The 23,244-nt window shown below is 62.4% G+C and carries 24 protein-coding genes; 7 read left to right on the forward strand and 17 right to left on the reverse strand.

Annotation, left to right across the window (positions count from 1 at the left end):
- Window positions 1-46: 46 nt before the first annotated feature.
- The 5 genes from BN2154_RS03640 to BN2154_RS03660 all read right to left on the reverse strand — a co-directional run bounded on the left by BN2154_RS03640 (window position 47) and on the right by BN2154_RS03660 (window position 7,223).
- On the reverse strand, window positions 47-1,399 hold the full coding sequence (locus tag BN2154_RS03640) for a S1C family serine protease (RefSeq protein WP_050617481.1): 1,353 nt from the start codon (window positions 1,397-1,399) through the stop codon (window positions 47-49).
- A gap of 127 nt (window positions 1,400-1,526) precedes the next feature.
- The gene (gene ytvI, locus BN2154_RS03645; protein ID WP_050617482.1) at window positions 1,527-2,705 is read right to left on the reverse strand and encodes a sporulation integral membrane protein YtvI; all 1,179 of its coding nucleotides are present in this window, start codon (window positions 2,703-2,705) and stop codon (window positions 1,527-1,529) included.
- 161 nt (window positions 2,706-2,866) lie between these two features.
- Window positions 2,867-4,720, reverse strand: a complete 1,854-nt coding sequence (locus BN2154_RS03650; RefSeq protein ID WP_050617483.1) for an LTA synthase family protein — start codon at window positions 4,718-4,720, stop codon at window positions 2,867-2,869.
- Window positions 4,721-4,781: 61 nt separating this feature from the next.
- On the reverse strand, window positions 4,782-6,200 hold the full coding sequence (locus BN2154_RS03655) for a glycine--tRNA ligase (RefSeq protein ID WP_050617484.1): 1,419 nt from the start codon (window positions 6,198-6,200) through the stop codon (window positions 4,782-4,784).
- Between the two features lie 354 nt (window positions 6,201-6,554).
- A complete protein-coding gene (locus BN2154_RS03660) occupies window positions 6,555-7,223 on the reverse strand; it encodes a FadR/GntR family transcriptional regulator (RefSeq protein WP_195892302.1) in 669 nt (222 codons plus the stop codon).
- Between the two features lie 284 nt (window positions 7,224-7,507).
- Here BN2154_RS03660 and BN2154_RS03665 point away from each other — a divergent pair, with 284 nt between their 5' ends.
- Window positions 7,508-7,708: a hypothetical protein gene (locus BN2154_RS03665; protein WP_050617486.1), complete on the forward strand. Its 201-nt coding sequence runs from the start codon at window positions 7,508-7,510 to the stop codon at window positions 7,706-7,708.
- A 476-nt stretch (window positions 7,709-8,184) separates the two neighbouring features.
- Here the strand turns inward: BN2154_RS03665 and gpr are convergent, their stop codons facing one another.
- Complete coding sequence (gene gpr, locus BN2154_RS03670; protein WP_050617487.1) at window positions 8,185-9,090, reverse strand: GPR endopeptidase; 906 nt, start codon at window positions 9,088-9,090, stop codon at window positions 8,185-8,187.
- A 198-nt stretch (window positions 9,091-9,288) separates the two neighbouring features.
- On the opposite strand from gpr, the gene rpsT reads away from it, so the two are divergent.
- The 3 genes from rpsT (at window position 9,289) to BN2154_RS03685 (ending at window position 11,026) form a co-directional block, all read left to right on the forward strand.
- Entirely contained in the window at window positions 9,289-9,552 is a 264-nt protein-coding gene (rpsT, locus tag BN2154_RS03675; protein ID WP_050617488.1) for a 30S ribosomal protein S20, read from the forward strand.
- A gap of 154 nt (window positions 9,553-9,706) precedes the next feature.
- Window positions 9,707-10,180: a MarR family transcriptional regulator gene (locus BN2154_RS03680; RefSeq protein WP_050617489.1), complete on the forward strand. Its 474-nt coding sequence runs from the start codon at window positions 9,707-9,709 to the stop codon at window positions 10,178-10,180.
- 6 nt (window positions 10,181-10,186) lie between these two features.
- The gene (locus BN2154_RS03685; protein WP_050617490.1) at window positions 10,187-11,026 is read left to right on the forward strand and encodes a DegV family protein; all 840 of its coding nucleotides are present in this window, start codon (window positions 10,187-10,189) and stop codon (window positions 11,024-11,026) included.
- 36 nt (window positions 11,027-11,062) lie between these two features.
- Here the strand turns inward: BN2154_RS03685 and rnhA are convergent, their stop codons facing one another.
- The 11 genes from rnhA to dnaA all read right to left on the reverse strand — a co-directional run bounded on the left by rnhA (window position 11,063) and on the right by dnaA (window position 22,075).
- Window positions 11,063-11,503, reverse strand: a complete 441-nt coding sequence (rnhA, locus tag BN2154_RS03690; protein WP_050617491.1) for a ribonuclease HI — start codon at window positions 11,501-11,503, stop codon at window positions 11,063-11,065.
- A 10-nt stretch (window positions 11,504-11,513) separates the two neighbouring features.
- Window positions 11,514-11,891, reverse strand: coding sequence for an SHOCT domain-containing protein (locus BN2154_RS03695; protein WP_050617492.1), 378 nt, complete (start codon window positions 11,889-11,891; stop codon window positions 11,514-11,516).
- Between the two features lies 1 nt (window position 11,892).
- Window positions 11,893-14,409 carry a DNA gyrase subunit A gene (gyrA, locus tag BN2154_RS03700; protein WP_050617493.1) on the reverse strand — a complete coding sequence of 839 codons (2,517 nt, stop codon included), beginning with the start codon at window positions 14,407-14,409 and terminating at the stop codon, window positions 11,893-11,895.
- A 50-nt stretch (window positions 14,410-14,459) separates the two neighbouring features.
- Complete coding sequence (locus tag BN2154_RS03705; RefSeq protein WP_050617494.1) at window positions 14,460-15,314, reverse strand: LptM family lipoprotein; 855 nt, start codon at window positions 15,312-15,314, stop codon at window positions 14,460-14,462.
- Between the two features lie 15 nt (window positions 15,315-15,329).
- Window positions 15,330-17,288, reverse strand: coding sequence for a DNA topoisomerase (ATP-hydrolyzing) subunit B (gyrB, locus tag BN2154_RS03710; protein ID WP_050617495.1), 1,959 nt, complete (start codon window positions 17,286-17,288; stop codon window positions 15,330-15,332).
- An 89-nt stretch (window positions 17,289-17,377) separates the two neighbouring features.
- Window positions 17,378-17,641: an extracellular matrix regulator RemB gene (remB, locus tag BN2154_RS03715; protein WP_050617496.1), complete on the reverse strand. Its 264-nt coding sequence runs from the start codon at window positions 17,639-17,641 to the stop codon at window positions 17,378-17,380.
- 20 nt (window positions 17,642-17,661) lie between these two features.
- The gene (locus BN2154_RS03720; RefSeq protein ID WP_094762339.1) at window positions 17,662-17,973 is read right to left on the reverse strand and encodes a Tat pathway signal protein; all 312 of its coding nucleotides are present in this window, start codon (window positions 17,971-17,973) and stop codon (window positions 17,662-17,664) included.
- A 24-nt stretch (window positions 17,974-17,997) separates the two neighbouring features.
- Window positions 17,998-19,101: a DNA replication/repair protein RecF gene (gene recF / locus BN2154_RS03725; protein WP_050617498.1), complete on the reverse strand. Its 1,104-nt coding sequence runs from the start codon at window positions 19,099-19,101 to the stop codon at window positions 17,998-18,000.
- Window positions 19,098-19,310: an RNA-binding S4 domain-containing protein gene (locus tag BN2154_RS03730; RefSeq protein ID WP_050617499.1), complete on the reverse strand. Its 213-nt coding sequence runs from the start codon at window positions 19,308-19,310 to the stop codon at window positions 19,098-19,100. Before BN2154_RS03730 ends, recF begins: the two co-directional genes overlap by 4 nt.
- A gap of 45 nt (window positions 19,311-19,355) precedes the next feature.
- Window positions 19,356-20,468: a DNA polymerase III subunit beta gene (dnaN, locus tag BN2154_RS03735; RefSeq protein WP_050617500.1), complete on the reverse strand. Its 1,113-nt coding sequence runs from the start codon at window positions 20,466-20,468 to the stop codon at window positions 19,356-19,358.
- A 287-nt stretch (window positions 20,469-20,755) separates the two neighbouring features.
- Window positions 20,756-22,075 carry a chromosomal replication initiator protein DnaA gene (gene dnaA, locus BN2154_RS03740; protein WP_050617501.1) on the reverse strand — a complete coding sequence of 440 codons (1,320 nt, stop codon included), beginning with the start codon at window positions 22,073-22,075 and terminating at the stop codon, window positions 20,756-20,758.
- A gap of 333 nt (window positions 22,076-22,408) precedes the next feature.
- Here dnaA and rpmH point away from each other — a divergent pair, with 333 nt between their 5' ends.
- The 3 genes from rpmH to yidD all read left to right on the forward strand — a co-directional run bounded on the left by rpmH (window position 22,409) and on the right by yidD (window position 23,224).
- Entirely contained in the window at window positions 22,409-22,543 is a 135-nt protein-coding gene (gene rpmH / locus BN2154_RS03745; RefSeq protein ID WP_050617502.1) for a 50S ribosomal protein L34, read from the forward strand.
- Between the two features lie 112 nt (window positions 22,544-22,655).
- Complete coding sequence (gene rnpA / locus BN2154_RS03750) at window positions 22,656-23,009, forward strand: ribonuclease P protein component (RefSeq protein ID WP_050617503.1); 354 nt, start codon at window positions 22,656-22,658, stop codon at window positions 23,007-23,009.
- Window positions 23,006-23,224 carry a membrane protein insertion efficiency factor YidD gene (gene yidD / locus BN2154_RS03755; RefSeq protein ID WP_050617504.1) on the forward strand — a complete coding sequence of 73 codons (219 nt, stop codon included), beginning with the start codon at window positions 23,006-23,008 and terminating at the stop codon, window positions 23,222-23,224. Before rnpA ends, yidD begins: the two co-directional genes overlap by 4 nt.
- Window positions 23,225-23,244: the final 20 nt, after the last annotated feature.

A 23,244-nucleotide genomic window follows, 5' to 3' on the forward strand; every position in this document is an offset into this window, starting at 1 on the left:
TCCCCCCGGCGGCACCTGCCGCCGGGGGGATTTGGATGTTACGTCCTTAATAGAACCAGGGGGAGAAGCCGCCGAAGGGCCAGTAGTAGCTGCCGGAATTGTTCTGCTGCTGTTGTTTCTGTTGCTGTTCCTGCTGCTCCAACTGCTTTTGCTGGGCGGCCTGCCGCTCGGGGGTATCCTCGTCAAAGGTGAGGGTGAGGGTGAGCTTCTCGCCGCTGCGGTCCACCGTCAGGGTGATGGTGTCGCCCGCCTTGTAATCCTTCTTGGCCTCCACCAGCTCGGCGGAGGATAGGACGGTCTGGCCGTCGATGGCGGTGATGATGTCGTTCTCCTTCAGCCCAGCCTTGGCGGCGCAGGAGGAGGAATCCACGCTCTTGACCAGGGCTCCCTGGCTCAGACCGTACTGGGAGGCCACGGACTCGGGCACGGTGGTGACGGTGATGCCCATGTAGGGCTTTCCGGTGACATAGCCGTTGGCGATGATGTCCTCCACCATGCCCTTGATGTCATTGATGGGGATGGCGAAGCCCAGGCCCTCGATGGTGGCCCCCGAGCCGGCGGTAGCGCTGTTGGACAGCTTGGCGCTGGTGATGCCGATGACCTGACCGTACATGTCAAACAGGGGCCCGCCGGAGTTGCCGTTGTTGATGGCGGTATCGGTCTGGAGCATATTCATCACGGTGCCGTCGGACATGGTGATGGAGCGGTCCTTGGCGGAGATAATGCCCTGGGTCATGGAGTAGGTCAGCTCGCCCAGGGGGTTGCCGATGGCCACCACCTGCTCGCCCACCTGGACGTTGTCGGAGTTGCCCAGCACCACGGGGGAGAGGCCGGAGGCGTTGATCTTGAGCACGGCGATGTCGTTTTCCGATTCGCCACCCACCAGCGTGGCGTCATAGTTGGTGCCGTCCATAAAGGCCACCTTGATGGAGGATGCGCCTTTGATGACGTGGTAGTTGGTGAGGATGTAGCCGTTGTCGGAGATGACGAAGCCGGAGCCGGCCGCCGCCTGGGACACGGGCTGGCCGAAGTAGTTGGTGGTGACGATTTCGGTGGTGATGCCCACGGTGGAGCCCACATAGGCCTGATAGATCTGGGAGGCGGTCAGAGGGTCCTTGGTGGTGACGTTGGATACATTGACCACAGTGGGGGTCCGCTCTCCCTCCACCAGGGTGGTGGAACCGCCGCCGCTGCCGTTTCCGGAGAAGGCGGCCACGCCGGCCCCTCCGGCCACGCCGCCCACCAGGGCGCAGACCAGGCACAGGGCCACGATCTTCCCGCCGAAGGACTTTTTCTTTTTGGGCTCCTTGTGCCCGGGCTCCTCCACCACATGGCCGGTCGTTTCGATGGGCTGCTCCCACGGCTCGTGGGGGCTGTTATAATCATTGCGATAGTACATAACGCTCGCTCCTTCCTGTGCTTTAGCATTTCTCTGATCGTGGTAAAGGATACTCAAAAAATATGTCCATTGCGTGAAGAAACCTCCGATGTTTTTTGAACGAAGTAAGAATCTTTTTTGAACCGGGCTACCGCTCCGGCCGTCTGGGGACGGGCCGGTTGCGCAGGAAGCGGGCGGTATCGTCCACCGCCAGGCGCAGGTCATCCGTCAGCCCGTCGAACAGCCCGGTTTTGCACACATTGATGACCACCATGCACAGCACCGGACCCAAAATCATGCCCAGCACCCCGGCCACCTGCATGCCCACATAGATGCTCACCAGAGACAGGATGGGGGACAATCCGGTCTGGCTGCCCACGGCCTTGGGCTCGGCCACCCGGCGGAACACGCAGATGATGCCCCAGATGACCATCAGCTCCACGGCGTGGCCGAACTGGCCCAGGAACAGGTCGATCACCGCCCAGGGCACCATGACGGTGCCGGCCCCGATGATGGGGATGAAGTCCAGCACCGCCAGCAGCAGGGCCAGCAATACGGCGTAGCTCTGGCCCGTGAGGACGAATCCGGCCAGCAGGATGAGCAGCACCCCCAGCGAGAGGATGATCTGGGCCCGGACATAGCCGCCGAAAGCCCCTACCGCCGCGTGCTTGACGTGGCCCAGGAAGCGGCGGAACGCGGGGGAGAGGTGGTCGGTGACCAGAAAGCGCAGATGGGGATAGTCGGCGGTGATGAAATAGGTCCCCATGATAAAGACCACCAGCGCCACGACGAAGGAGGGGATGCTCATGGCGAAATTGCCGGCCCGTTCGGCAGCGTTGGTGAAGAAGTTGGGCAGGGCGGTTTGAAGCCATTGGGTCAGGCTGTCCAGGGCGCTGTTGACGGTCTGCTCCACCTCCTGGGGCAGGTGGGCCAGCAGGGAGTCGAGGAAGCCGCCGGTGGCCTCGATGGCGGCCTGGACCCCCGCCCAGATATCCTGCCAGTTGGTCACCAGAGAGCGGATCTCGGCAAATACGCTGTAGCCGAAGGCGGCCAAAACGCCCCCTACGCCGCCGAAGACCAGCAGAATGAGCAGCAGGGAGAGGATACCCCGGCTCAGGCCCAGGGCCTTTTGAAGGGTGCGCACCAGGGGGTTGAGCAGCCAGGCCAGCAGCAGGGCCAGGACAAAGGGCATGAAGAGAGAGAGTAGGGGGGGCGCTAGATACCGCAGGCCCAGCACCACCGCCGCGATGAGCAGAAATCGGATGCCCAACCGCAGCCATAACCGGCCCCGTTCCCGCCAGGAGAGTTCCGTTTGTGCCTGTTCCATTGTGATCGTCCACCCTTTCGTGTGAAGAATTATTATATCAGAACCATATGGCGAATCATCAAGAATCTGTGAATTTCACATCCTGGGCGGTAAAATTTATGCAAAAAAGAGGCGCGGCCCCGGGGCCGCGCCTCAGCGTGTCAAAAAAGCCGTTTGACTGCTTACTTCTCGTAGGCAAAATGCTTGCGCCAATAATACTGCATGGTGTTGTAGTCGTCCACCAGGGCCTGTCCCTCGGGGGTGAGGCTGCCGGTGAGGACGCCCTGCTCCACATACAGGCCGGTGGGGGTGTTGTGGACGGGCACCCGGTCCATCACCTGCTGGGTGGCCTGCACAAAGGCGGGCCCCTCCCAGCCGCACAGCCGGAACACCTGGTTCATCAGGAAGTAGGGGCCCAGATCCGGGCCCTCTCCCGTGAAGTTATTTCCCAGGACATCCTTGGCCGCGTCGTTGGCCCAGATGAGGTAGCGGGTGGCGTAATAGTGGTAGAACCCCTCCTCGGTGGAGAAGTCCAGGTTGATGCCCAGGGTCTCGTACACCGAGTTGCCGTCCCCCAGCCAGGGCTTGTGGTCCCCGAACAGGACGATGACCACCGGCTCCTCGGCCTGGCGGTAGTAGTCGAAAAACTCCGTCAGGTGCTGGTTGGTGTCGTAGATGGAGCCGAAATAGTTGTTGAGGATGTTCCGCTCGGCGTCGGTGTAGTCCCCGCCGGTGACGTAATCGTCCCCCCACCAGGTCACGTCGGCGTCGTAGGGGCCGTGGCCCTGGTAGGTCAGGTTATAGGCGAACAGGGGCTTGCCGGTGCTCCGGTTCTCCTCCCACATGCCGATGAGTTCGGGGAAGAGCACCTTGTCGTAGCCCACGTCCCCGCCGGTGAGGGGTGCGAAGTGGTTCTCCACGAACCAGTAGTCCTCATAGCCCAGGTTGCGGTTGATGTTTTCCCGGTTGTAGAACCAGGAGAAGCAGGGGTGGGCTCCCAGCACGGAGTAGCCCTGGGAGCGGAAGTACCAGGGGTAGGAGTTGGTGGGGGAGCGGAAGGAACCCAGCCGGGAGAAGCCGGTGAGGTAACACCGCTCGGTGTCCACCGTGCCGCCGGCAAAGATGTTGGTGATGAGATTTCCGGTGTAGCTCTCGGCCTCCAGGGCGTGGTAGTCGGCGTAGACCCGGTCGCTGAGGCCGGGGATGTCAAAGCCGGACAGGTCGCTGTAGGCCTCCAGCATGATGGTGATGAGGGATACCTTTTGGTCCTCCGGGATGTCGGCGTCCTGGTAGGCGTTCAGCATAGCCTCGGCCCGCTTGGCATCATAGCCCTCCGGCGGCGCGTCGGAGGCCGACTTGACGCTGTAGAGAAAGGGGTAGACGAAGCCCTTGGAGACGTAGACCTGGGTAGCCGACCAGCGGTTGATGAGGTCGTTGTTGGCGGTGCGGTCCTGGTAGACGCTGTCGCTGAGGATGGCCTCCTGGAGGGGCAGGGCCGCCAGAATGACGGCGGAGATACCCAGAAAACGATAGCGGGTCTGTCCCTTCAGCCTGCCCCGGACGCAGAAGTGGAAAAACACTCCGCCCAGCAGCAGCAGGGCCAGGGCCAGGGCCATGGTGCGGGAGAGGAAGAGCTGGTATTTCCCCGCCATGTTGCCCGCCTCCTTGAGCAGGAGCAGGTCCTCGAAGAGCAGGGGGTCGTTGCGAAACTGGAGCTTAAACCAGTTGCCCATGGTAAAGCCGGCGGTGAGCCCGGCGGTGAGGCCGTAGGCCAGGCCGGGCCGCCCGGTGAGGAAGTAGAGCCCCAGGGCCAGCAGCAGCACGGGGGCCAGGTTCAGCAGGGCAATGAGTGGGTTTTTGAAGTAGCTTCCAAACAGCTCGGCCTGCTTGAACACCGCGGCAAAGTACAGGCTCAGCGTCCCCACGCAGAGGCTGGCGGCCGCCACCCAGAACAGGTTCCACAGCCAGAAGCCGGCCCGCCTGCCCGGGGACCAGCCGGGGTCGGTATGGGTTTGGAAAAGAAAAACGTGTTTCATAGCACTCTCCAGAATAGGGAAAGAGCGGGCGGCCGAAGGGCCGCCCGCAGGAAGTACGGGCTTAAAATGCGATCTTTTGGGCGATATATGCCTTCAGCTCGCCAATGGGCATGCGGACCTGTTCCATCGTGTCCCGGTCCCGGACAGTGACGCAGCCGTCGGCGGGGGTCTTGTCGTCGCCCACGGTCTGGAAGTCCACGGTGACGCACAGGGGGGTGCCGATCTCGTCCTGGCGGCGGTAGCGCTTACCGATGGAGCCGGCATCGTCGTAGTCCACCATGAAGTCTCTGGCCAGCAGGTCCCGGATCTCCAGAGCCTTGTCCCCCAGCTTCTTGCTCAGGGGGAGGACGGCGCACTTGAAGGGGGCCAGGGCGGGGTGGAAGCGCATGACGGTGCGCACGTCGTTCTTCTCGGCGTCCACCACCTCCTCGTCATAGGCCTCCACCAGGAAGGCCAGGGTGACCCGGTCGGCGCCCAGGGAGGGCTCGATAACGTAGGGGATATAGTGCTCGTTCTTCTCCTGGTCGAAGTAGGTCAGATCCTTGCCGGAGTGCTCCTGGTGCTGCTTGAGGTCGTAGTCGGTGCGGTCGGCCACGCCCCACAGCTCGCCCCAGCCGAAGGGGAACAGGAACTCGAAGTCGGTGGTTGCCTTGGAGTAGAAGGCCAGCTCCTCGGGCTCGTGATCCCGCAGGCGCAGGTTCTCGTCCTGGATGTGCAGGCTCAGCAGCCACTGGTGGCAGTATTCCCGCCAGAACCGGAACCATTCCAGGTCGGTGCCGGGCTGGCAGAAGAACTCCAGCTCCATCTGCTCGAACTCCCGGATGCGGAAGATAAAGTTGCCCGGGGTGATCTCGTTGCGGAAGGACTTGCCCACCTGGCACACGCCGAAGGGCAGCTTTTTGCGGGTGGTGCGCTGGATGGCGGGGAAGTTGACAAAAATGCCCTGGGCGGTCTCGGGCCGGAGGTAGACCTCGGTGGAGGAGTCCTCAGTGACGCCCTGGTGGGTCTTGAACATCAGGTTGAACTTGCGGATGTCGGTGAAATCGGACTTGCCGCAGCCGGGGCAGGTGACGCCGTTGTCCCGGATAAAGGCCACCAGCTCGTCCTGGGTCATGGCCTCCACGTTCACGTCGGTGCGGTTTTGCTCGGCGCACCAGTTTTCGATGAGCTTGTCGGCCCGGTGGCGCATTTTGCAGGCCTTGCAGTCGATGAGGGGGTCGTTAAAGGTGGACACGTGGCCGGAGGCCACCCACACCTCGGGGTTCATGAGGATGGCGGCGTCCAGGCCCACGTTGTAAGGGGACTCCTGAACGAACTTTTTCCACCAGGCCCGCTTGACGTTGTTTTTGAGCTCCACGCCCAGGGGGCCGTAGTCCCAGGAGTTGGCCAGGCCGCCGTAGATCTCGCTGCCGGGGTAGACAAAGCCGCGGCCCTTGCACAGCGCCACCAGCTTTTCCATGGTTTTTTCGGTGTTTTTCATGGGAAGCACTCCTTATGAAATAAAATAGAACTGGAGAACACAATGAGGCGGCAGACCGATAAAAAACGCCCTGAGCCAAAGGCTCAGGGCGAACAGTCTGTCCGTGGTGCCACCTGAATTCGGGGCGGCAGACCGCCCCGCGCTCGGCCCCTGTAACGGCGGGTACCGCCGGCCCATTTCCTGGCCGGAGCTCCCGGACGCCTTCCGCGGGGACCTTCGGAAGCCTCGCACCGTCCGGCTTCTCTCTGGCCCGGGCCCTCGCGTACTCCTCCCGGTCACTGCCTGTCGCTGTATCGTGGAGTGTATTGTATCACCGAAACCGCCCGCCGTCAAGGGATTTCGCCTTTCTGGGCCCTAGAGTACGGGCTCTCCGTCGTCGGGGAGGTTCAGGCGGTTGATGATGTGGACCAGATGCAGCCGCATGGCGGCCTCCGCGCCCTCCTGGTCCCGGATGCGGAGAAAGGAGAGGATCAGCCGGTGGTCCTCCACCGTCTCGCCGCTGAACCAGTTGACCCCATCCTGAAGGGCGGCGGACTGGCTGATGGAGCGCTGGATGCCGGGGATAAACTGGGCCATGAAGTCGTTATGCATGGCCTGGACGATGCCGGAGTGAAAGGCCTGGTCGGCGGCGATGCTGTCGCCCCCCTCCAGAACGGTCTTTTCAAAGGCCTCCCCCAGCCGGAGGATGTTGCGCAGCTCCTCGCTGGTGGCCCGGCGGCAGGCCAGGGCCACGCACCGGGGCTCCACCATCAGCCGCAGTTCGAAGAGCTCCTTCAGCACCGTCTTTTGGGTGAGCAGCTCCATCAGGCCGAAATCCGCCTTTTCCGGGAGCTGCTCGGCCACAAAGGTCCCCATGCCCCGCCGCACCACCAGCACCCCGTGGGACGAGAGGATGCGGATAGCCTCCCGCAGGGTGCCCCGGCTCACGCCGTACTCGCCGGCCAAATCGTTCTCGTTGGGGAGCTTGTCGCCGGGCCGGTAGCGCACGCCCTCCTGGAAGTCGCTGAGAAGCTGTTTTGCCACCTGCTGAGAAAGACTTCCCTTGTTTCTCGCCGCCATCTCTCCATTGCCTCCCCGAAAAGTTCGTATCCACAGTTGTTTTTCAATTATACGCAAAACAGGGAGAAAAAGCAAGAATTCCCACAACTCCTGTTTACCCTGTCAAAAAGGACAGGGCGGTTTTATGGAAAACAGAGAAATGCGCAAACCCTCTTGACAAATCGGCCGTCTTTGTGTATCTTGATGTTAGACAGATAAGTAATATGTTAAACATCTAACCATAACCGCTTTTTGGAAAGGAGCTTCTTATGAAACGCACATCCAACGTCCTGCTGGTTCTCACCGTTGTGTTTTGTCTTGTCAGTCTGCTGTGGAGTGCCGCAGTCTATGTCACCTTTGGTCTAGCCCTGGCGCTGGCCGTGACCTCCATCGCCACGCCCAACGACAAGGAGATCGGTCAGTTGATTCCCTTCCATGCGCCGACGGGCCAGCACGACAAAGCCGCCTGATTCCTTTCATGTGCCTATTCTCCCATCAAGGAGCGCCCGGATTTGGGGAAGTCCGGGCGCTCCCTTTTTGCCCACAGAGACCTATCCGCTCAGGGACAGATCCACATCCTCGATTGTCAAGCCAGGCTGAAGCGCCAGGTTGATCCCGTACCCGCTGTTCCCCATGGGATTGACATCCCACGGGGGCCCCGTATTTCATCTGCGCCCGGCGAAAATCAATTCCGCCGGGCTGCGCCGCTTGCGCGGCGGCGTGCTTTGCACGCTGGTCATCGGGTCCGCCTCAGCTCAGAAACAGATCCACATCCTCGATTGTCAAGCCAGGCTGAAGCGCCAGGTTGATCCCGTACCCGCTGTTCCCCATGGGATTGACATCCCACGGGGGCCCCGTATTTCATCTGTGCCCGGCGAAAATCAATTCCGCCGGGCTGCGCCGCTTGCGCGGCGGCGTGCTTTGCACGCTGGTCATCGGGTCCGCCTCAGCTCAGAAACAGATCCACATCCTCGATTGTCAAGCCAGGCTGAAGCGCCAGGTTGATCCCGTACCCGATGACCTTGACCAGGTCGGCCACCCGCTGGTCGATATCTCTGGGCGTGACCATCAGCCCTTCGCCCGCCCCGGCCAGGGCCTCCGGGTCCAGCCCCTCTTGCCCGGCCTCCGCCAGAATATCGGCGGCCAGCGTCCCGGCGTCCACTACCGTGGGTACTCCCACGGCAATGACGGGGACGCCTAAGGTCTCCCGGTTGAGGGCGGCCCGGTGGTTGCCCACGCCGGAGCCTGGGACAATGCCGGTGTTGGCCAACTGTACGGTGGTGCACACCCGGTCCATGGATCGGGAGGCCAGGGCGTCCACCGCGATGATGCAGCCCGGCCGGATCTTTTCCGCTACCGCCTTTACCAGTTCGCCGCTCTCCACGCCGGTGGTGCCCAGCACTCCGGCGGCCAAGGCCGCTACCGGTCGGAAGGAACCGAAGTGCTCCGGTGCCTGCTCCACCAGATGGCGGGTGACCATGGTGTGGTCGGCCACCCCGGGCCCGATGGCGTCGGGGGTAATGGCCCGGTTGCCCAACCCCACCACCAGGCATGTGGCCTCCTCGGGCAGCTTGAGCAGCCCATTCAGCTCGGCGGCGATGGCCCGGGCGGCCCGGCCGAAGGCGTCCTCCTCCCGGCGGGCCAGGGCGTCCAGTTGTACCGTCACATAGGAGCCCACCGGCTTGCCCAAAGAGCTGGCGCCCTGCTCGTCCAGGATATCCACCGTAGTGACCTGATACCCCTCCCGCAGACTGTCCCGGGCCCGGACGCCCTCCAGCTTGGTCTCCTTCTCCGCCGACTCGGTCCACAGCTCCTTGGCCTCCAGCGCCAGATCCGTCCGTCTTTTCAGCATTGTTTTTTGCCTCCACACATCAATATCTTGTGCCGTATTCATACTCCATCCGCTATTTTTAGCGGCAACGGCTGTGATATACAAAAAAATGTGAAAAAACCGAAAAAATCAGTTGCATTTTTCCCGCCCGGCTGTTAAAATAAATATCTGCACGGGCAGAATATGCCCCAATAGATCGCATCGGAGGAGGTGTTTGGTTTGCCGAATATTAAGTCTGCCAAGAAGCGCGTGCTGGTCAACGAGACCAAGGCTGCGCGGAACAAGGCTGCCAAGTCTGCGCTGAAGACCCAGATCAAGAAGTTTGAAGCCGTGGTGGCCGAAGGCAACCGCAGCGAGGCCGATAGCGCTTACAAGGCCACTGTCAAAGCCATTGACAAGGCTGCTGCCAAGGGTCTGCTGCACAAGAACAACGCGGCCAACAAGAAGAGCGCCATGACCATCAAGCTCAACAAGCTGGCCTGATTGGAAGAGCCGCTGGAAAACCGTCTGCTTCGGCAGGCGGTTTTTTTGCCGCTCAAAGTACTTTGAATTTCAAAATATCCTTGACAAAAAGGACCCTGCCGTATTATGCTTGGAACGCTTTGATTTTCAAACCAAATGAAAAGGATGACCCAGCATGGAAAACCGCGGCAAGGAACTGAATCTCTTTCTGGTCCGTGTGTTCAACGAAATCCTCCGGACGGAGGAGCGGGACCTGGCGGGCCGGTTTCCGGACCTGTCCCTGCGGGAGCTGCACCTGATTGAGGAGGTCTGCCGGGCGGAGGAGGAGGGCCGAGACAACCGGGCCACCGCCATTGCCGCCGCCCAGCGCGTGACGGCGGGGACGCTGACCACTGCGGTGACGCTGCTGGAGAAGAAGGGCTATCTGGAGCGCCGCCGGGACGAGAAGGACCGACGGGCGGTTCGCATCCTGCCCACAGCCGCGGCCCGGGCGGCCAACGCCGTCCATGCCCGTTTCCACCGGGAGATGGTGGACGGGCTTTTGGCGGTCCTTACGGAGGATGAGACCGGGGTTCTGGTCCGGGCGCTGGGCCATCTGGCCGGCTTTTTTCAGGAAAAGGACCGGCAAAACAGACCAATAAGGGGGTAGCCAGACATGGTTCGCATTTTGACCGACAGCACCAGTGAGCTCTCCGCCGCCCGTCAGGCGGAGCTGGGGGTGGAGGTGGCTCCGCTCACCGTCCACTTTGGGGATGAGACCTTCCGGGATGGGGTGGACATCACCAACCATGCGTTTTATGACCGCCTGCGGCGTGCGGAGGCCTTGCCGGTCACCGCTCAGGTCAATCCGGAGGAGTTTGTCAACCGCTTCCGGACCCATGTGGAGGCCGGGGACGAGGTGGTGGGGATCTTTTTGTCCTCGCTGCTCTCCGGCACCTTTCAGTCGGCCTCGATCGCCCGTGACATTGTGGACGAGACCCATATTTTTGTGGTGGACTCGGGTGCGGTGACCTTTGGGCTGGGTCTTCTGGTGGAGTATGCTGTAATGCTCCGGGATCAGGGCAGATCGGCCGCCCGGATCGCGGCAGAGGTCCAGGCCATTTCCGGGCGGGTGCGGCTGCTGGCGGTGGTGGACACCCTGAAATACCTGAAGATGGGGGGCCGTATCTCGGGAGCCTCCGCGGTGCTGGGCGGGATGCTGGGCATCACTCCCATCCTCAAGGTGCAGCACGGGGTGGTGGAGGCCGCCGCCAAGGTGCGGGGCCGAAAGGCGGCCTTCCAGTGGATGGATCGGCGGATGGAGCAGGAGCGGCCGGATCTGACGCTTCCCGTGGCCTTCGGCCACTCGGACGCCCCGGCGGTTCTGGCCGAGTGCCGGGCGCACTTTGTGGAAAAGCTGGGCCTGACGTCCTGGCGGGAGAGCGACATCGGCAGCGTGGTGGGCACCCACGCCGGGCCCGGCGCGGCGGGCATCGCCTATTTTGTAAAAGAGTAAGAGGAGCGCGTGCGATTCATCGCACGCGCTCCTCTTTTACTGCTTATGGTTCCGGCTCTCGGCCACCGCCAACTCGTCGCAGCGGTTGTTATAGGGGTTGGCGGCATGTCCCTTGACCCAGTGGAGGTTGACCTTGTGGTAGTCGCACAGGTCCAGCAGCCGGGCCCACAGGTCGGGATTGAGGGCGGGCTTTTTGTCCCCCTTGACCCAGCCTCTGGCCCGCCAGCCCTTGGCCCAGCCCTTTTCCAGGGCGTCGATGACGTACTTGGAGTCGGAGTAGAGCTCCACGGCGCAGGGCTCCTTCAGGGCCTCCAGGGCGGTAATGACGCCGGTGAGCTCCATGCGGTTGTTGGTGGTGTGCGCCTCCCCGCCGGACAGCTCCTTTTGAAAGCCGCCGTACATGAGGATGGCGCCCCAGCCGCCCGGCCCCGGGTTGCCGGAGCAGGCGCCGTCGGTGTAGATGGTGACTGTTTTCATAAGCCTCCTGTCACAGGTCCTTTAGGATCTCCCTGCGCTTCTCCTCATACTCCTCCTGGGTGATAAGGCGCTGGTCGTAGAGGGCCCGCAGCTCGGTGAGCCGGTCCTGGGCGGATACGCCGCCCACGGGAGCGGGCGTCTCAGACGGCTCGCCGCCGTCCTCCTCGATGTGGATCTCGGGGCCCACATAGCCCTTGCCGAAGGCCTGGTAGAGGCTCATTCCAGTGATGGCCACGGCGAAGAGGGTCCACAGGATGCCGAAGGGTCCGAAGGTGGGAATGACCACAAACACGCCGATGAGGACGAAAATGACCCCCACCACGCCGCCGAACACGCCGCTGGACTTGCTGGGCCGATAGGTGACCCGCTGTTTCCGCTTTCGATCCATATCAGCCCTCCGTCGTCTCCGGGGCGGACGCGCCCTCGCCGGTCTCTTCCTCCTCGTGGTCGGTGCGGGCGATGGAGATCACCTTGACCCCTTCGTCCAGATTCATCAGCTTGACGCCCTGGGCGGAGCGGCTGTAGACGTTGATGTCCTTCACCGCCATGCGGATGATGACGCCGGCGTCGTTGATGACCAGGATATCGTCCTCGTCGCTGACCACCTTGACCCCCACCACGGGTCCGGTCTTTTCGGTGACCTGATAGCCCTTCAGACCGTAGCCGCCCCGCTTCTGGGGTCCGTCGGCACGGAAATACTCGTCCATGGGGGTGCGCTTGCCGTAGCCGCGCTCGGTGACCATCAGCACCTGGTGATCGTACTTGGCCCGGGCGGCCCCCACCACGTAGTCGCCGTCCCGCAGCCGGATGCCCATGACGCCGCAGGCGTCCCGGCCCATGCACCGCACGTCGCTCTCCAGGAAGGAGATGGTCATGCCGTCGTGGGTGGCGATGAGAAGGGCCTGCTCGCCGTCGGTCTCCCGGACGCAGATGAGCTCATCCCCCTCCTCCAGGGTGATGCAGCGGATGCCCGCCTTGCGGGCGGTGTTGATGGAGGAGAGCTGGATGCGCTTGACGGTGCCGTTGCGGGTCACCATGGTGAGGTAGCGGTCCTCGGGGAACTGGCGCAGGTGGATCATGGCGGTGACCTTCTCGTCGGACTCCACCGGCAGGACGTTGACGATGTTGGTGCCCTTGGCGGTGCGGCCGGCCTCGGGGATCTGATAGCCCTTTTTCCGGTGGACCCGGCCCTTGTTGGTGAAGAAGAGGATATAGTCGTGGGTGGAGGCGGTGAACACGGTCTCCACCACGTCCTCCTCTTTCAAGGTCTGGGCGGTGATGCCCTTACCGCCCCGGCGCTGGGCCCGGTAGGTGGAGGCGGGCAGCCGCTTGATGTAGCCCGCGGCGGTGAGGGTAAAGACGCACTCCTCCTCCTCGATGAGGTCCTCGATGTCGATCTCGTCCTCCACGTCCTGGATCTCGGTGACGCGCTCGTCGCCGTACTTGTCCCGGATGGCGGTCAGCTCGTCCTTGAGGACCTGGCGGATCATGGTCTCGGAGCCCAGCAGCTCCTGATAGTAGGCGATGCGCTCCTCCAGCTCCTTGTACTCGTTTTCCAGCTTCTCCCGGTCCAGACCCTGGAGTGCCTTTAGCCGCATGTCCAGGATGGCCTGGGCCTGGATGTCGTCCAGGCCGAAGCGGTTCATCAAATTTTCCTTGGCGTTGTCGTAGCTGCTGCGGATGATCTTGATGACCTCGTCGATGTTGTCCTGGGCGATGAGCAGGCCCTCCAGCAGGTGGGCCCGCTCCTGGGCCTTCTTGAGGTCGTACTTGGTCCGCCGGACGATGATCTCCTCCTGGAAGGCGATGTACTCGTCCAGAATGTGGCGCAGGGAGAGGATCTTGGGCTGGGACTGGTTGTTGACCAGGGCCAGCATGTTGATGGCGAAGGAGGTCTGGAGCTGGGTCTGGGCAAACAGGCGGTTGAGCACCACCTGGGGATTGGCGTCCCGCTTGAGCTCGATGACGATGCGCATGCCGTTGCGGTCGGTCTCGTCCCGGATGTCGGAGATGCCCTCCAGCCGCTTATCCTCCACCTGCTCGGCCATGTTCTTGATGAGCATGCGCTTGTTGACCTGATAGGGGATCTCGGTGACGATGATGCGGATGCGGTCCTTACCGAACTCCTCAAACTCGGTGCGGGCCCGGATGATGACGCGGCCCCGGCCGGTGGCATAGGCGGCCCGGATGCCGGAGCGGCCCATGATGATGCCCCGGGTGGGGAAGTCGGGGCCGTGGACGTGCTCCATCAGGTCGGCCAAGGTGGCCTCCGGGTTGTCCAGCACGCAGATGGTGGCGTTGATGACCTCGGTGAGGTTGTGGGGCGGGATGTTGGTGGCCATGCCCACGGCGATGCCGGAGGAGCCGTTGACCAGCAGGTTGGGGAAGCGGGAGGGGAGCACCCGGGGCTCCCTGCGGGACTCATCGAAGTTGGGGTCCCAGTCCACGGTCTCTTTGTCGATGTCCCGGAGCATCTCCTGGGAGATCTTGTCCAGGCGGGCCTCGGTGTAACGGTAGGCGGCGGGGGGATCGCCATCCACGGAGCCGAAGTTGCCGTGGCCGTCCACCAGGGGGTAGCGCATGGAGAAGTCCTGGGCCAGACGGACCAGGGCGTCGTAGACGGACTGGTCGCCGTGGGGGTGGTAGCGGCCCAGCACGTCGCCCACGCAGGTGGCGGACTTTTTGAAGGGCCGGTCGTGGGTCAGGTTGTCCTCGTACATGGCGTAGAGGATGCGGCGGTGGACGGGCTTGAGGCCGTCGCGGACGTCGGGCAGGGCCCGGCCCACGATGACGCTCATGGCGTATTCGATGTAGGATTTCTCCATCTCGGGCACCAGGGGAGAGGTGACGATGACCTGGTCCGGGTAACGGATTTCCTCGGGATCGTACTGTGGTTTCTTACTCATTCAAAAACAGCCTTTCTTCTTCCAAAAAGCATTTCGCTTGTCACGGTCTGTCAGCCCGCCGTCTGGATCATCCGGATGTTCTCTGCTGTCAGCGGGCAATAGGGAAGGGCCAGCTCTTCGCCCTCTCCCAAATAGGGGTCCAGCCAGGCGTGGTACTCGGCGGCGTCCACCGGCTCGACCTTGTCCCATTCCGCCGCCAGATCCCCGTAGATATAGTAGACAAAACCCGTTCCGCTCCGGTCCACCTGGTCGGGATAGCCCTCGATCCCCAGGGCCCTGTCCCAGGCATCCACCGCGCCCACCTGCTGGTAGCCGTCGGTCTCGGGCAGATACTGGTAGAGGAAATAGGGCCAGAAATCTCCGCCCTTGCCCTGGTTGTGGGACCAGCCCGCCATAACGGCGCCGTTTTCATAAAAGGTGAGCAGGGGAAATTCCTCCAACTGCGTCCGCAGCTCTCCCGACGCCTCGTCCCAATCGAACACGAAGCCCCGCTCCCCGGCCGTGGTAGTGTAGAGGAGGATCAGTTCTTCTCTTCCATCTCCGTCCACATCCCAGACGGCAAACTGGTTTTGCGCCATTCTCTCTCTATCCTCAATACTGCCAATATAGCCGTTGGAATAGTCGGTCCCGTCGGGCAGAATATTGTGATCCAGCAGTTCCATCAGAGCAGCGCCATAGGCTGCCCGTGCGGGGGCGTTCTCCTCGGTCAGCAGGGAGGTCTGCGGCGGTTCCGAGGTCGGTTCCGGCGTGGGCGACGGCTCCAGCGCGCCGGAAGGGCTGGACGCGGGAGTCTGTACGGCGGCGGTAGGGGACTGCTCCGGCGTCTCTGCGGCCGGGTTGCTCCCGCAGGCGGCCAGAAGGGCGCACAGCAGTGTGCCGATCATCCAAATGCTTGCTTTTTTCATGTGCGTTCTTTTCCCTCAGTAGTCCAGATTGACGGCATACTGGGCATTTTTCTCGATAAATTCCTTCCGGGGCTCCACCTTTTCCCCCATGAGGATGGTGAAGGTCTCGTCGGCCTTGACGGCGTCGTCCAGCTCGATGCGCTTGAGGGTGCGCTTTTCCGGGTCCATGGTGGTCTCCCACAGCTCGTGGGGGTCCATCTCGCCCAGGCCCTTATAGCGGTTGATGTCCACCTTGGCGTTGGGGTTGTCGCCCCGCAGCTCGGCGGAGATCCGATCCCGCTCCTCGTCGGAGAAGGCCACCCGGGTGGCCTTGCCCCGGGTCAGCTTGTAGAGGGGGGGCACGGCGGCGTAGACGTAGCCCTGCTCGATGAGGGGCCGCATGAAGCGGAAGAAGAAGGTGAGCAGCAGGGTACGGATGTGGGCGCCGTCCACATCGGCATCGGCCATGATGATGACCTTGTGGTAGCGCAGCTTGCTCGGGTCGAACTCGTCCCCGATGCCGGCGCCCAGGGCGGTGATGACGGGCTGGAGCTTGTCGTTGCCGTAGACTTTGTCGGCCCGGGCCTTCTCCACGTTGAGCATCTTGCCCCACAGGGGGAGGATGGCCTGGAAGCGGGAGTCCCGGCCCTGGGTGGCGGAGCCGCCGGCGGAATCGCCCTCGACGATGTAGAGTTCGGTGAGTTCCGGGTTGACCTCGTTGCAGTCCCGCAGCTTGTCGGGCATGGCGGCGCCGCCCAGGGCGGTCTTACGCCGGATGGACTCCCGGGCCTTGCGGGCGGCCTCCCGGGCCCGAGAGGCGGTGAGGGCCTTGTCCAGGATGGCCTTGCCCACGGCGGGGTTCTCCTCCAAAAACTCCTCCAGCTTCTCCGAAACGATGCTGCTGACCAGGGTGCGGATTTCGGAGTTGCCCAGCTTGGCCTTGGTCTGGCCTTCAAACTGGGCGTCGGTGAGCTTGACGGAGAGGACGCACGTCAGGCCCTCCCGGTAGTCCTCGCCTTTGATCTCGTCCCCGTCCTTGAGGAGGTTCATCTTTTTTCCATAGGCGTTGAGGGTGGAGGTGAGGGCCTGCTTGAAGCCGGTCTCGTGCATGCCGCCCTCGGGGGTGTGGACGTTGTTGGCGAAGGATAGGATGGTCTCGCTGTAGCTGTCGGTGTATTGGAAGGCCAGCTCGGCCATGGAGTCCCCCCGCTGTCCGGACATATAGATGACGCCGGTGTGGATGGGGGTCTTGGCCCGGTTGAGCCAAGTGACGAATTCCCGGATGCCGCCGGCGTAGCACATGTCGTCGTGCTGCTCCCGGCCGGGTCGCTGGTCGATGGTGTGGATGCGCAGCCCGGCGTTGAGGAAGGCCTCCTCCCGCATGCGGGTGTGGAGGATGTCGTAGTCGTAGACGGTGGTGTCGGTGAACATCTCGGGGTCGGGCTTAAAGGTGACCATGGTGCCCCGCTTTTCGGTATCGCCGGTCACGGTCATCTCCTGGGTGACCTTACCCCGGGCGAATTTCATCTCATAGATCTTGCCGTCCTTGTGGACCTGGACCTCCAGCCACTCGCTGAGGGCGTTGACCACGCTGGCGCCCACGCCGTGGAGGCCGCCGGATACCTTGTAGCCGCCGCCGCCGAACTTACCGCCGGCGTGGAGGATGGTGTAGACGACCTCCAGGGCGGGCCGCCCGGTCTGGGGCTGGATGTCCACGGGGATACCGCGGCCGTTGTCGGTGACGGTGATGATGTCGCCCTCCCGGATGATGACGTTGATCTCGTCGCAGTAGCCGGCCAGGGCCTCGTCGATGGCGTTGTCCACGATCTCATAGACCAGATGGTGCAGGCCGGAGGAGGAAGTGGAGCCGATATACATACCGGGCCGCTTGCGGACGGCCTCCAGGCCCTCGAGGACCTGGATCTCCGAGCCGCCGTATTCGTGCTCGACCTGTTCCATCTGGCCGATCTCGTTGGTTTCCAGTTCTTCAGACATTCTAAAACCTCCTGGGTTTGATTGCGGAGCGCATCCACCCGTTCCCTTTTTGGAGGAAGAGAGCGGATGGATGTGCTCCGCATGGGCATTCATTCAAAGGTGTTGTTCTCCACCCGCTTGAGCAGAGTGGCGGAGGAGAGCTGGGACAGATAGACGGTAGGGGGACCCTTGCCGGTCCTGCATACGGTAAAGGACTTGGGCAGGTCCCCGGACACATCCACCACGCGGCCCTCCTTTTCCGCCCGCTCCAGGAATTTTCTGGTATAAATGGAGGAGGTGGTGTTATCCAGGTCGAATATGCCGACCACATCCCGAAAGGGGACCACCACCGACTGGCCTAAGTGCAGATACATAAAACGCTCCTAACGCTCTTTTACTCGGATTGTTTGTTCCTGACCACCCGGGGCAGCCACATGCGCCGCCATGCCAGCCACCCGGCCAGCAGGCCGAGAAAGCCCAGCAGGGCGGGCAGACCGGGCACGAAAAGGAGGGTGGGCAGGGGGGATTCCGCCGAGGCCCAGACCCGGTAGCGGCCCAGGGCCACCGCCCCGGTCAGCGCGGCGGCCAGGACGGGGGGCAGCAGCTTCCACAGTCTGCCGTGTCCCATGGACAGGCGGCATACCAGATATTCCAGCACAAAACCGGCCCCCAGGGGGGCCAGTACAAAGGCGATGAGAATGACCAAATGCAGTTCCTTTCCTGTTGGCGGCTAAATCAGCGCGCCGGCCCGGATGTGAAAGGTCTTTCCCTCCCGCAATCCCTCCAGCTTGTCGTCCTCGCAGCAGGTGATGAAGACCTGGCCGCCCTGGATGCGGTTGAGGACGAACTCCTGCCGGCGGGCGTCGAGCTCGGAGAGCACGTCGTCCAGCAGCAGCACCGGCCACTCCCCGGTGTCGTGGAAAAAGATCTCCCGGGCGGCCAGCTTGAGGGAGAGGGCGGCGGTGCGGGTCTGCCCCTGAGAGGCGAAGCTCTTGGCGCTCCGTCCGTCCAGCTCCACGTTCAGGTCGTCCTTGTGGGGCCCGGTGAGGCAGGAGCGGGCCTCCAGCTCGGCCTGCCGGTGGGCCTCCTGGTGCTCCAGGAGCCGGGGCAGGATGTCCCGGGGGCTGGCCTCCGGGTCGGTCACCGTCTTGACGGTCTCATACGTCAGCCCCAGCCGCTCCCGCCCGCCGGAGAAATCGGCGTGGATGGCGGGAGCCGTCTCCCGCAGCCGCTTGACGAAATGGGCCCGGTAGTGGATGAGGATGGCGCCAGTCTGGGCCATGCGCAGGGAGAACTCGTCCAGGGTATCCAGCAGGGAGGGCTTCTCCGGCCAGTCCCGGAGGATGCGGGTCTTGTGCTCGTGGAGCCGGTTGTACTCGGCCAGGGCGGCGGCGTAACGGGGCCGGAGCTGGCAGATGCACTCGTTGAGGAAGCGCCGCCTTGCGGCGGCCCCCTCCCGGATGAGGGAGAGGTCCTCGGGGCAGAACAGCACAGTATTCAGAATGCCGGACAGCTCCCCGGCGTTTTTCAGCCGCACCCCGTTGGAGAACAGGTGTTTCCGGCCCGTCCGGGACAGCCGGGCCTCCAAAGTGAAGTCCCTTTCCCGGGAAAAGAGCTCCCCCTTGATGAAGGCCGAGTCCACGCCGAACTGGATGAGCTCCCGGTCGTACCGGGCCCGGTGGGAGGAGGCGGTGGATAGATAGGCCAGCGCCTCCAGCAGATTGGTCTTGCCCTGGGCGTTCTCTCCGTAGATGACGTTGGTGACGGGGGAGAAGTCTGCCTCCAGATGGGGGTAGTTGCGGTAGAAGTCCAGCTCCAGCCGTCGGACGATCATTGCACGCTGATCTGCACGCCGGACAGGGTGACCACGTCGCCGGGGCGAATTTTTTTCCCCCGCATGGTGCACACCTCCCCGTTGACCGATACCGCGCCGGCCTGGACGGCCTCCTTGGCCTCTCCGCCGGTGCCGGCCACCCCGGCGAATTTGAGCAGGGCGTCCAGCTTGATGAACGCGGTGGTGATTTTCACGTCTTGTTTCTGCATACTCGCTCCTTACTGTTATAGCCGGTATTGCCGCGGTTCCATTCGCTATTCGGATGCCTTCAGCCGCACCGGCAGCACCATATAGAGAAAATTCTCCTCCCCCTCGGCGGGCAGGATGACGCAGGGGGCCACGCCGGAGGTGAGCTCCAGCCGCACCTTTTCGGCGGGTGCGGCCTTGAGGGCGTCCATCAGATAGCGGTTGTTGAAGCCGATCTCCAGTCCGCCGCCGTCCCCCTCGATGGGGCACTGATCGGCGGCGTCACCGATGCCGGTCTTGGTGGTGATACTCAGCACGTTGTCGCCGAAGACGCAGCGCAGGGGGGATTTGAGCTTGTCACTGATGATGAGGGAGACCCGGTCGATGGAGGCGAGCAGCTTGCGGGTCTCGCCTACCACCTGGATGGCGTTGTTGCGGGGGATGGCGTTGCGGTAGGCCAAAAACTCGCCCTCCAGCCGGCGGGACACCAGCATGGTGTCTCCGATGCGGAACAGCACGTGCCGCTCGCCTTGGGTGACGGTGGCGGGGTCGTCCACGTCGGAGCAGATCTTCTCCACCTCGTTGAGGGCAGCGCCGGGCACCACAAAGGAGTAGGAGGGCAATCCGCCGCTCTCCTCAATGGACTCATGGCGCAGGGCCAGCCGGTAGCCGTCTACTGACACCACAGTGACGCCGGTAGAGTCCACCTCAAAGAGGGAGCCGGTGTGGATGGGTCGGGACTCGTTGTCGCTGACGGCGAAGAGGGTCTGGCGGATCATGGAGCCCAGGGCGCTTTGTTTGATGGTGAAGCCGTTTTTATCCTCCACACTGGGCAGCTCGGGGAAGTCCTCCGGGTCGGTGGCCAGGATATTGAAGTGGCTCATGCCGCAGGAGATGTGGACCATATAGCCGTCGGCAGAAAAGACCACCACGTCGTCGGGCAGTTTTCGGATGATCTCGCCGAACAGCCGGGCGGAGAGGACCAGACTGCCGCCCTGTTCGATCTGGGCGGGGACGGTGGTGCGGATTCCGGTCTCCAGGTTGTAGCCGGTCAGGCGCAGGTCGTTTCCGGCCTCCAGGAGGATGCCCTCCAGAGCGGGAATGGAGCTTTTGGGGGAGACAGCCCGGGCGGCGGTGCCGATGGCGGACTGCAGAAGAGCTTTTTCGCAGGAAAACTTCATGGACAGGTTCCTTCCTTTCTCTCTGCCGTCTCCGCTTTTGGAGGAGAGGACAGGATATTTGTAGAAACAGTATGCCGTAGGGCAAATTTTTGTGGATAACCGTCTCCACCCGTTGGGGCCCTAACCCTTTTCCGCCCACAGGGGGTGTGGAAGTTTTTTTACGCTCTTCCACAGCGGGGAAAGATCGGCCAGGCTTATCCACAGACCCCTTTCCACATTTCCACAAAATCGGTGGAAAGGAGTCGAAACGGGCTATAATATTATGTCAACCAAAAAAACGACGGAACTCATTCATACCGGGCGTTGATGTTGGCCCGGATGTCCTTGATGACCTCGGCGATGTCGGGGTTGGATTTTTTCAGCTTTTCGATGCGGTCGGTGGAGTGGAGGACGGTGGTGTGGTCCCGGTTGTCGAACTCGCGGCCGATCTCCTTCAGGGACATGTTGGTCATCTCCCGGATGAGGAACATGGCGATCTGACGGGCCAGGGCGGTGTCTTTGGTCCGGCCCTGTCCCCGGAGCACGTCGTTTTCGATGCTGTAATATTTGCAGACCTCGTCGATGATGACGTCGGAGGTGGGCAGAATGTCCGTGGGGTCCTTGAACATGTCCCGGACGGCCCGGGTGACGGTGGCGGCGTCGATGTCGCTGCCCTCCAGGTCCCGCAGGGCCATGATTTTATTCACGGTGCCCTCGATCTGCCGCACGTTTGCGGTGATGTTCTCCGCGATATACTGGAGCACCGGCTCGGGCAGCTCCACCCCCATGCGGATGGCCTTGTTTTTGATAATGGCCATCCGGGTCTCATAGTCGGGCGGCTGGATGTCGGCGATGAGTCCCCACTCGAACCGGGTCTTGAGCCGGTCCTCCAGCTTGAGCATCTCCTTTGGGGGTCGGTCGGCGGTAAAGACGATCTGCTTTTTGGTCTCATAGAGGGTGTTGAAGGTATGGAACATCTCCTCCATGGTGGAATCCTTTCCGGCGATGAACTGTACGTCGTCCATGAGGAACACGTCGGCGGCCCGGAACTTTTCCCGGAATTCCTGGTTGCGTCCCTCCCGGATGGCCTGGATGAGCTCGTTGGTGAAGGCGTCGCCCTTGATGTAAACGATGCGGTAATCGGGGTGATTGTTGTGGATGGTGTGGGCGATGGCGTAGAGCAGGTGGGTCTTGCCCAACCCGGATTCTCCGTAGATGAACAGGGGGTTGTAGTTCTGGGCGGGGTGGTCGGCCACGGCCCGGGCGGCGGCGTGGGCAAACTTGTTGGAAGAGCCCACCACAAAGCGCTCGAAGGTATATTCCTCGGTGCCGGGCAGGAAATTGTCGTCTTTTTTCTGACGGGCCCTGCGCTGCTCCATTTCGCCGGGGCCCAGCACCAGCACGTCGAATTCGGCGGAGAACAGCTCGTGCAGGGCCTTTTTCACCGCGCCCAGATAGCGGGCGGCGATGATGTCCTTTTTAAAGTCGGAGGGGGTATAGAGCACAAAGCGGTCCTCCTCCAGAGCGACCGCTTCGGTGTCGTCAAACCAGGTGTGGATGGTGGTGGCGGTCATATCCGCCTCCATCAGGGAGAGCACACGTGCCCAGATGTCTGCGGGGGAATTCATCGCAGGACCTCCCATTCTAGCGTATTTCGTATCAACTTAGTATATCAAAAAAAGGACGAGAACGCAATAAAAACGGGCGGATACATTATAAAATAAATAGGATTTTTGTGTCCGTCCCGCGAAAGACCACAAGATATGGTGTAGGGGCAGGAAGGCGGAAAACTTCCCGGCGAAAAGGGACAAAAATGTGGTTGACAGTGGATAAAAACATGAAGTATAATAACAATCGCGTCCTGTAAGATGGGGGCGTATCCTTTGACGACCGCGGCCGGAAACCGGCCGTTGTGGTGGACGGGCACGACCCGTCGATACCTTGCATGGGAGGTGTACAGCATGAAGCGTACCTATCAGCCCAAGAAGCTCCAGCGCAGCAAGGAGCACGGCTTCCGCAAGCGGATGGCGACTGCCAACGGCAGAAAGGTTCTGGCCCGCCGCCGCGCCAAGGGCCGCGCCCGTCTGACCTACTGATCGTGCGGCTGGAATCGAAATAAGGCTCATGAAGGGGCGGGGGAGCATTCCCACCGCCCCTGCAGTGCATACGCAGCATTTGCTTTATGGGCGCGACGGGGGAGAAGCCGGGTTGAAATTCACAAGCAGCCTGAAAGAAAACTATGCCTTCCGGCGTCTTTACGCCAAGGGGAAGAGCGCGGCCTCGCCCTGTCTGGCGGTCTACTGCCGGAAAAACCGGACCGGCGGAAACCGTCTGGGCCTCACCGTGGGCAAAAAGGTGGGAAAGGCCGTGGTGCGCAACAAGGTGCGCCGCCGTATCCGGGAGATCTACCGCACCAACGAGGGCCGGATCAGATCCGGCTATGACATCGTGTTGGTGGCGCGGGTTCGTGCGGTCTTTACCCCCTATGCCAAGCTGGAGGACTCCTTTCTCAAGCTGATGGACAATCTGGGCTTGCTCCGCAGGGAGGAGGAGGCCTCGTGAAGCGCGTGCTTCTGAGCCTGATCCGATTTTACCGCAGGTATGTGTCACCTGGGCGGCCGCCCTGCTGCCGTTTTATTCCCACCTGCTCGGCCTACGCTTTGGAGGCGGTGGAAAAATACGGCGCGTGCAAGGGCGGCTGGCTGGCTCTCCGGCGTATCCTGAAGTGTCAGCCCTTTCACCGGCAGAAGTCCATCGAATACGACCCTGTACCCTAAGCGCTACTACAAAAAATGGA

It is taken from the genome of Intestinimonas massiliensis (ex Afouda et al. 2020) (assembly GCF_001244995.1).
GTDB lineage: Bacteria > Bacillota > Clostridia > Oscillospirales > Oscillospiraceae > Intestinimonas > Intestinimonas massiliensis.

Excerpts from the sequence above, each read along its gene's own strand:
- remB (WP_050617496.1), bottom strand. The coding sequence starts at position 17,641 with ATGTATCTGCACTTAGGCCAGTCGGTGGTGGTCCCCTTTCGGGATGTG.
- BN2154_RS03640 (WP_050617481.1), bottom strand. The coding sequence starts at position 1,399 with ATGTACTATCGCAATGATTATAACAGCCCCCACGAGCCGTGGGAGCAG.
- BN2154_RS03730 (WP_050617499.1), bottom strand. The coding sequence starts at position 19,310 with ATGCAGAAACAAGACGTGAAAATCACCACCGCGTTCATCAAGCTGGAC.
- ytvI (WP_050617482.1), bottom strand. The coding sequence starts at position 2,705 with ATGGAACAGGCACAAACGGAACTCTCCTGGCGGGAACGGGGCCGGTTA.
- BN2154_RS03680 (WP_050617489.1), top strand. The coding sequence starts at position 9,707 with ATGGAAAACCGCGGCAAGGAACTGAATCTCTTTCTGGTCCGTGTGTTC.
- rpmH (WP_050617502.1), top strand. The coding sequence starts at position 22,409 with ATGAAGCGTACCTATCAGCCCAAGAAGCTCCAGCGCAGCAAGGAGCAC.
- dnaN (WP_050617500.1), bottom strand. The coding sequence starts at position 20,468 with ATGAAGTTTTCCTGCGAAAAAGCTCTTCTGCAGTCCGCCATCGGCACC.
- BN2154_RS03655 (WP_050617484.1), bottom strand. The coding sequence starts at position 6,200 with ATGAAAAACACCGAAAAAACCATGGAAAAGCTGGTGGCGCTGTGCAAG.
- rnhA (WP_050617491.1), bottom strand. The coding sequence starts at position 11,503 with ATGAAAACAGTCACCATCTACACCGACGGCGCCTGCTCCGGCAACCCG.
- BN2154_RS03705 (WP_050617494.1), bottom strand. The coding sequence starts at position 15,314 with ATGAAAAAAGCAAGCATTTGGATGATCGGCACACTGCTGTGCGCCCTT.
- BN2154_RS03650 (WP_050617483.1), bottom strand. The coding sequence starts at position 4,720 with ATGAAACACGTTTTTCTTTTCCAAACCCATACCGACCCCGGCTGGTCC.
- BN2154_RS03685 (WP_050617490.1), top strand. The coding sequence starts at position 10,187 with ATGGTTCGCATTTTGACCGACAGCACCAGTGAGCTCTCCGCCGCCCGT.
- BN2154_RS03665 (WP_050617486.1), top strand. The coding sequence starts at position 7,508 with ATGAAACGCACATCCAACGTCCTGCTGGTTCTCACCGTTGTGTTTTGT.
- BN2154_RS03695 (WP_050617492.1), bottom strand. The coding sequence starts at position 11,891 with ATGGATCGAAAGCGGAAACAGCGGGTCACCTATCGGCCCAGCAAGTCC.
- recF (WP_050617498.1), bottom strand. The coding sequence starts at position 19,101 with ATGATCGTCCGACGGCTGGAGCTGGACTTCTACCGCAACTACCCCCAT.
- gyrA (WP_050617493.1), bottom strand. The coding sequence starts at position 14,409 with ATGAGTAAGAAACCACAGTACGATCCCGAGGAAATCCGTTACCCGGAC.
- gyrB (WP_050617495.1), bottom strand. The coding sequence starts at position 17,288 with ATGTCTGAAGAACTGGAAACCAACGAGATCGGCCAGATGGAACAGGTC.
- dnaA (WP_050617501.1), bottom strand. The coding sequence starts at position 22,075 with ATGAATTCCCCCGCAGACATCTGGGCACGTGTGCTCTCCCTGATGGAG.
- gpr (WP_050617487.1), bottom strand. The coding sequence starts at position 9,090 with ATGCTGAAAAGACGGACGGATCTGGCGCTGGAGGCCAAGGAGCTGTGG.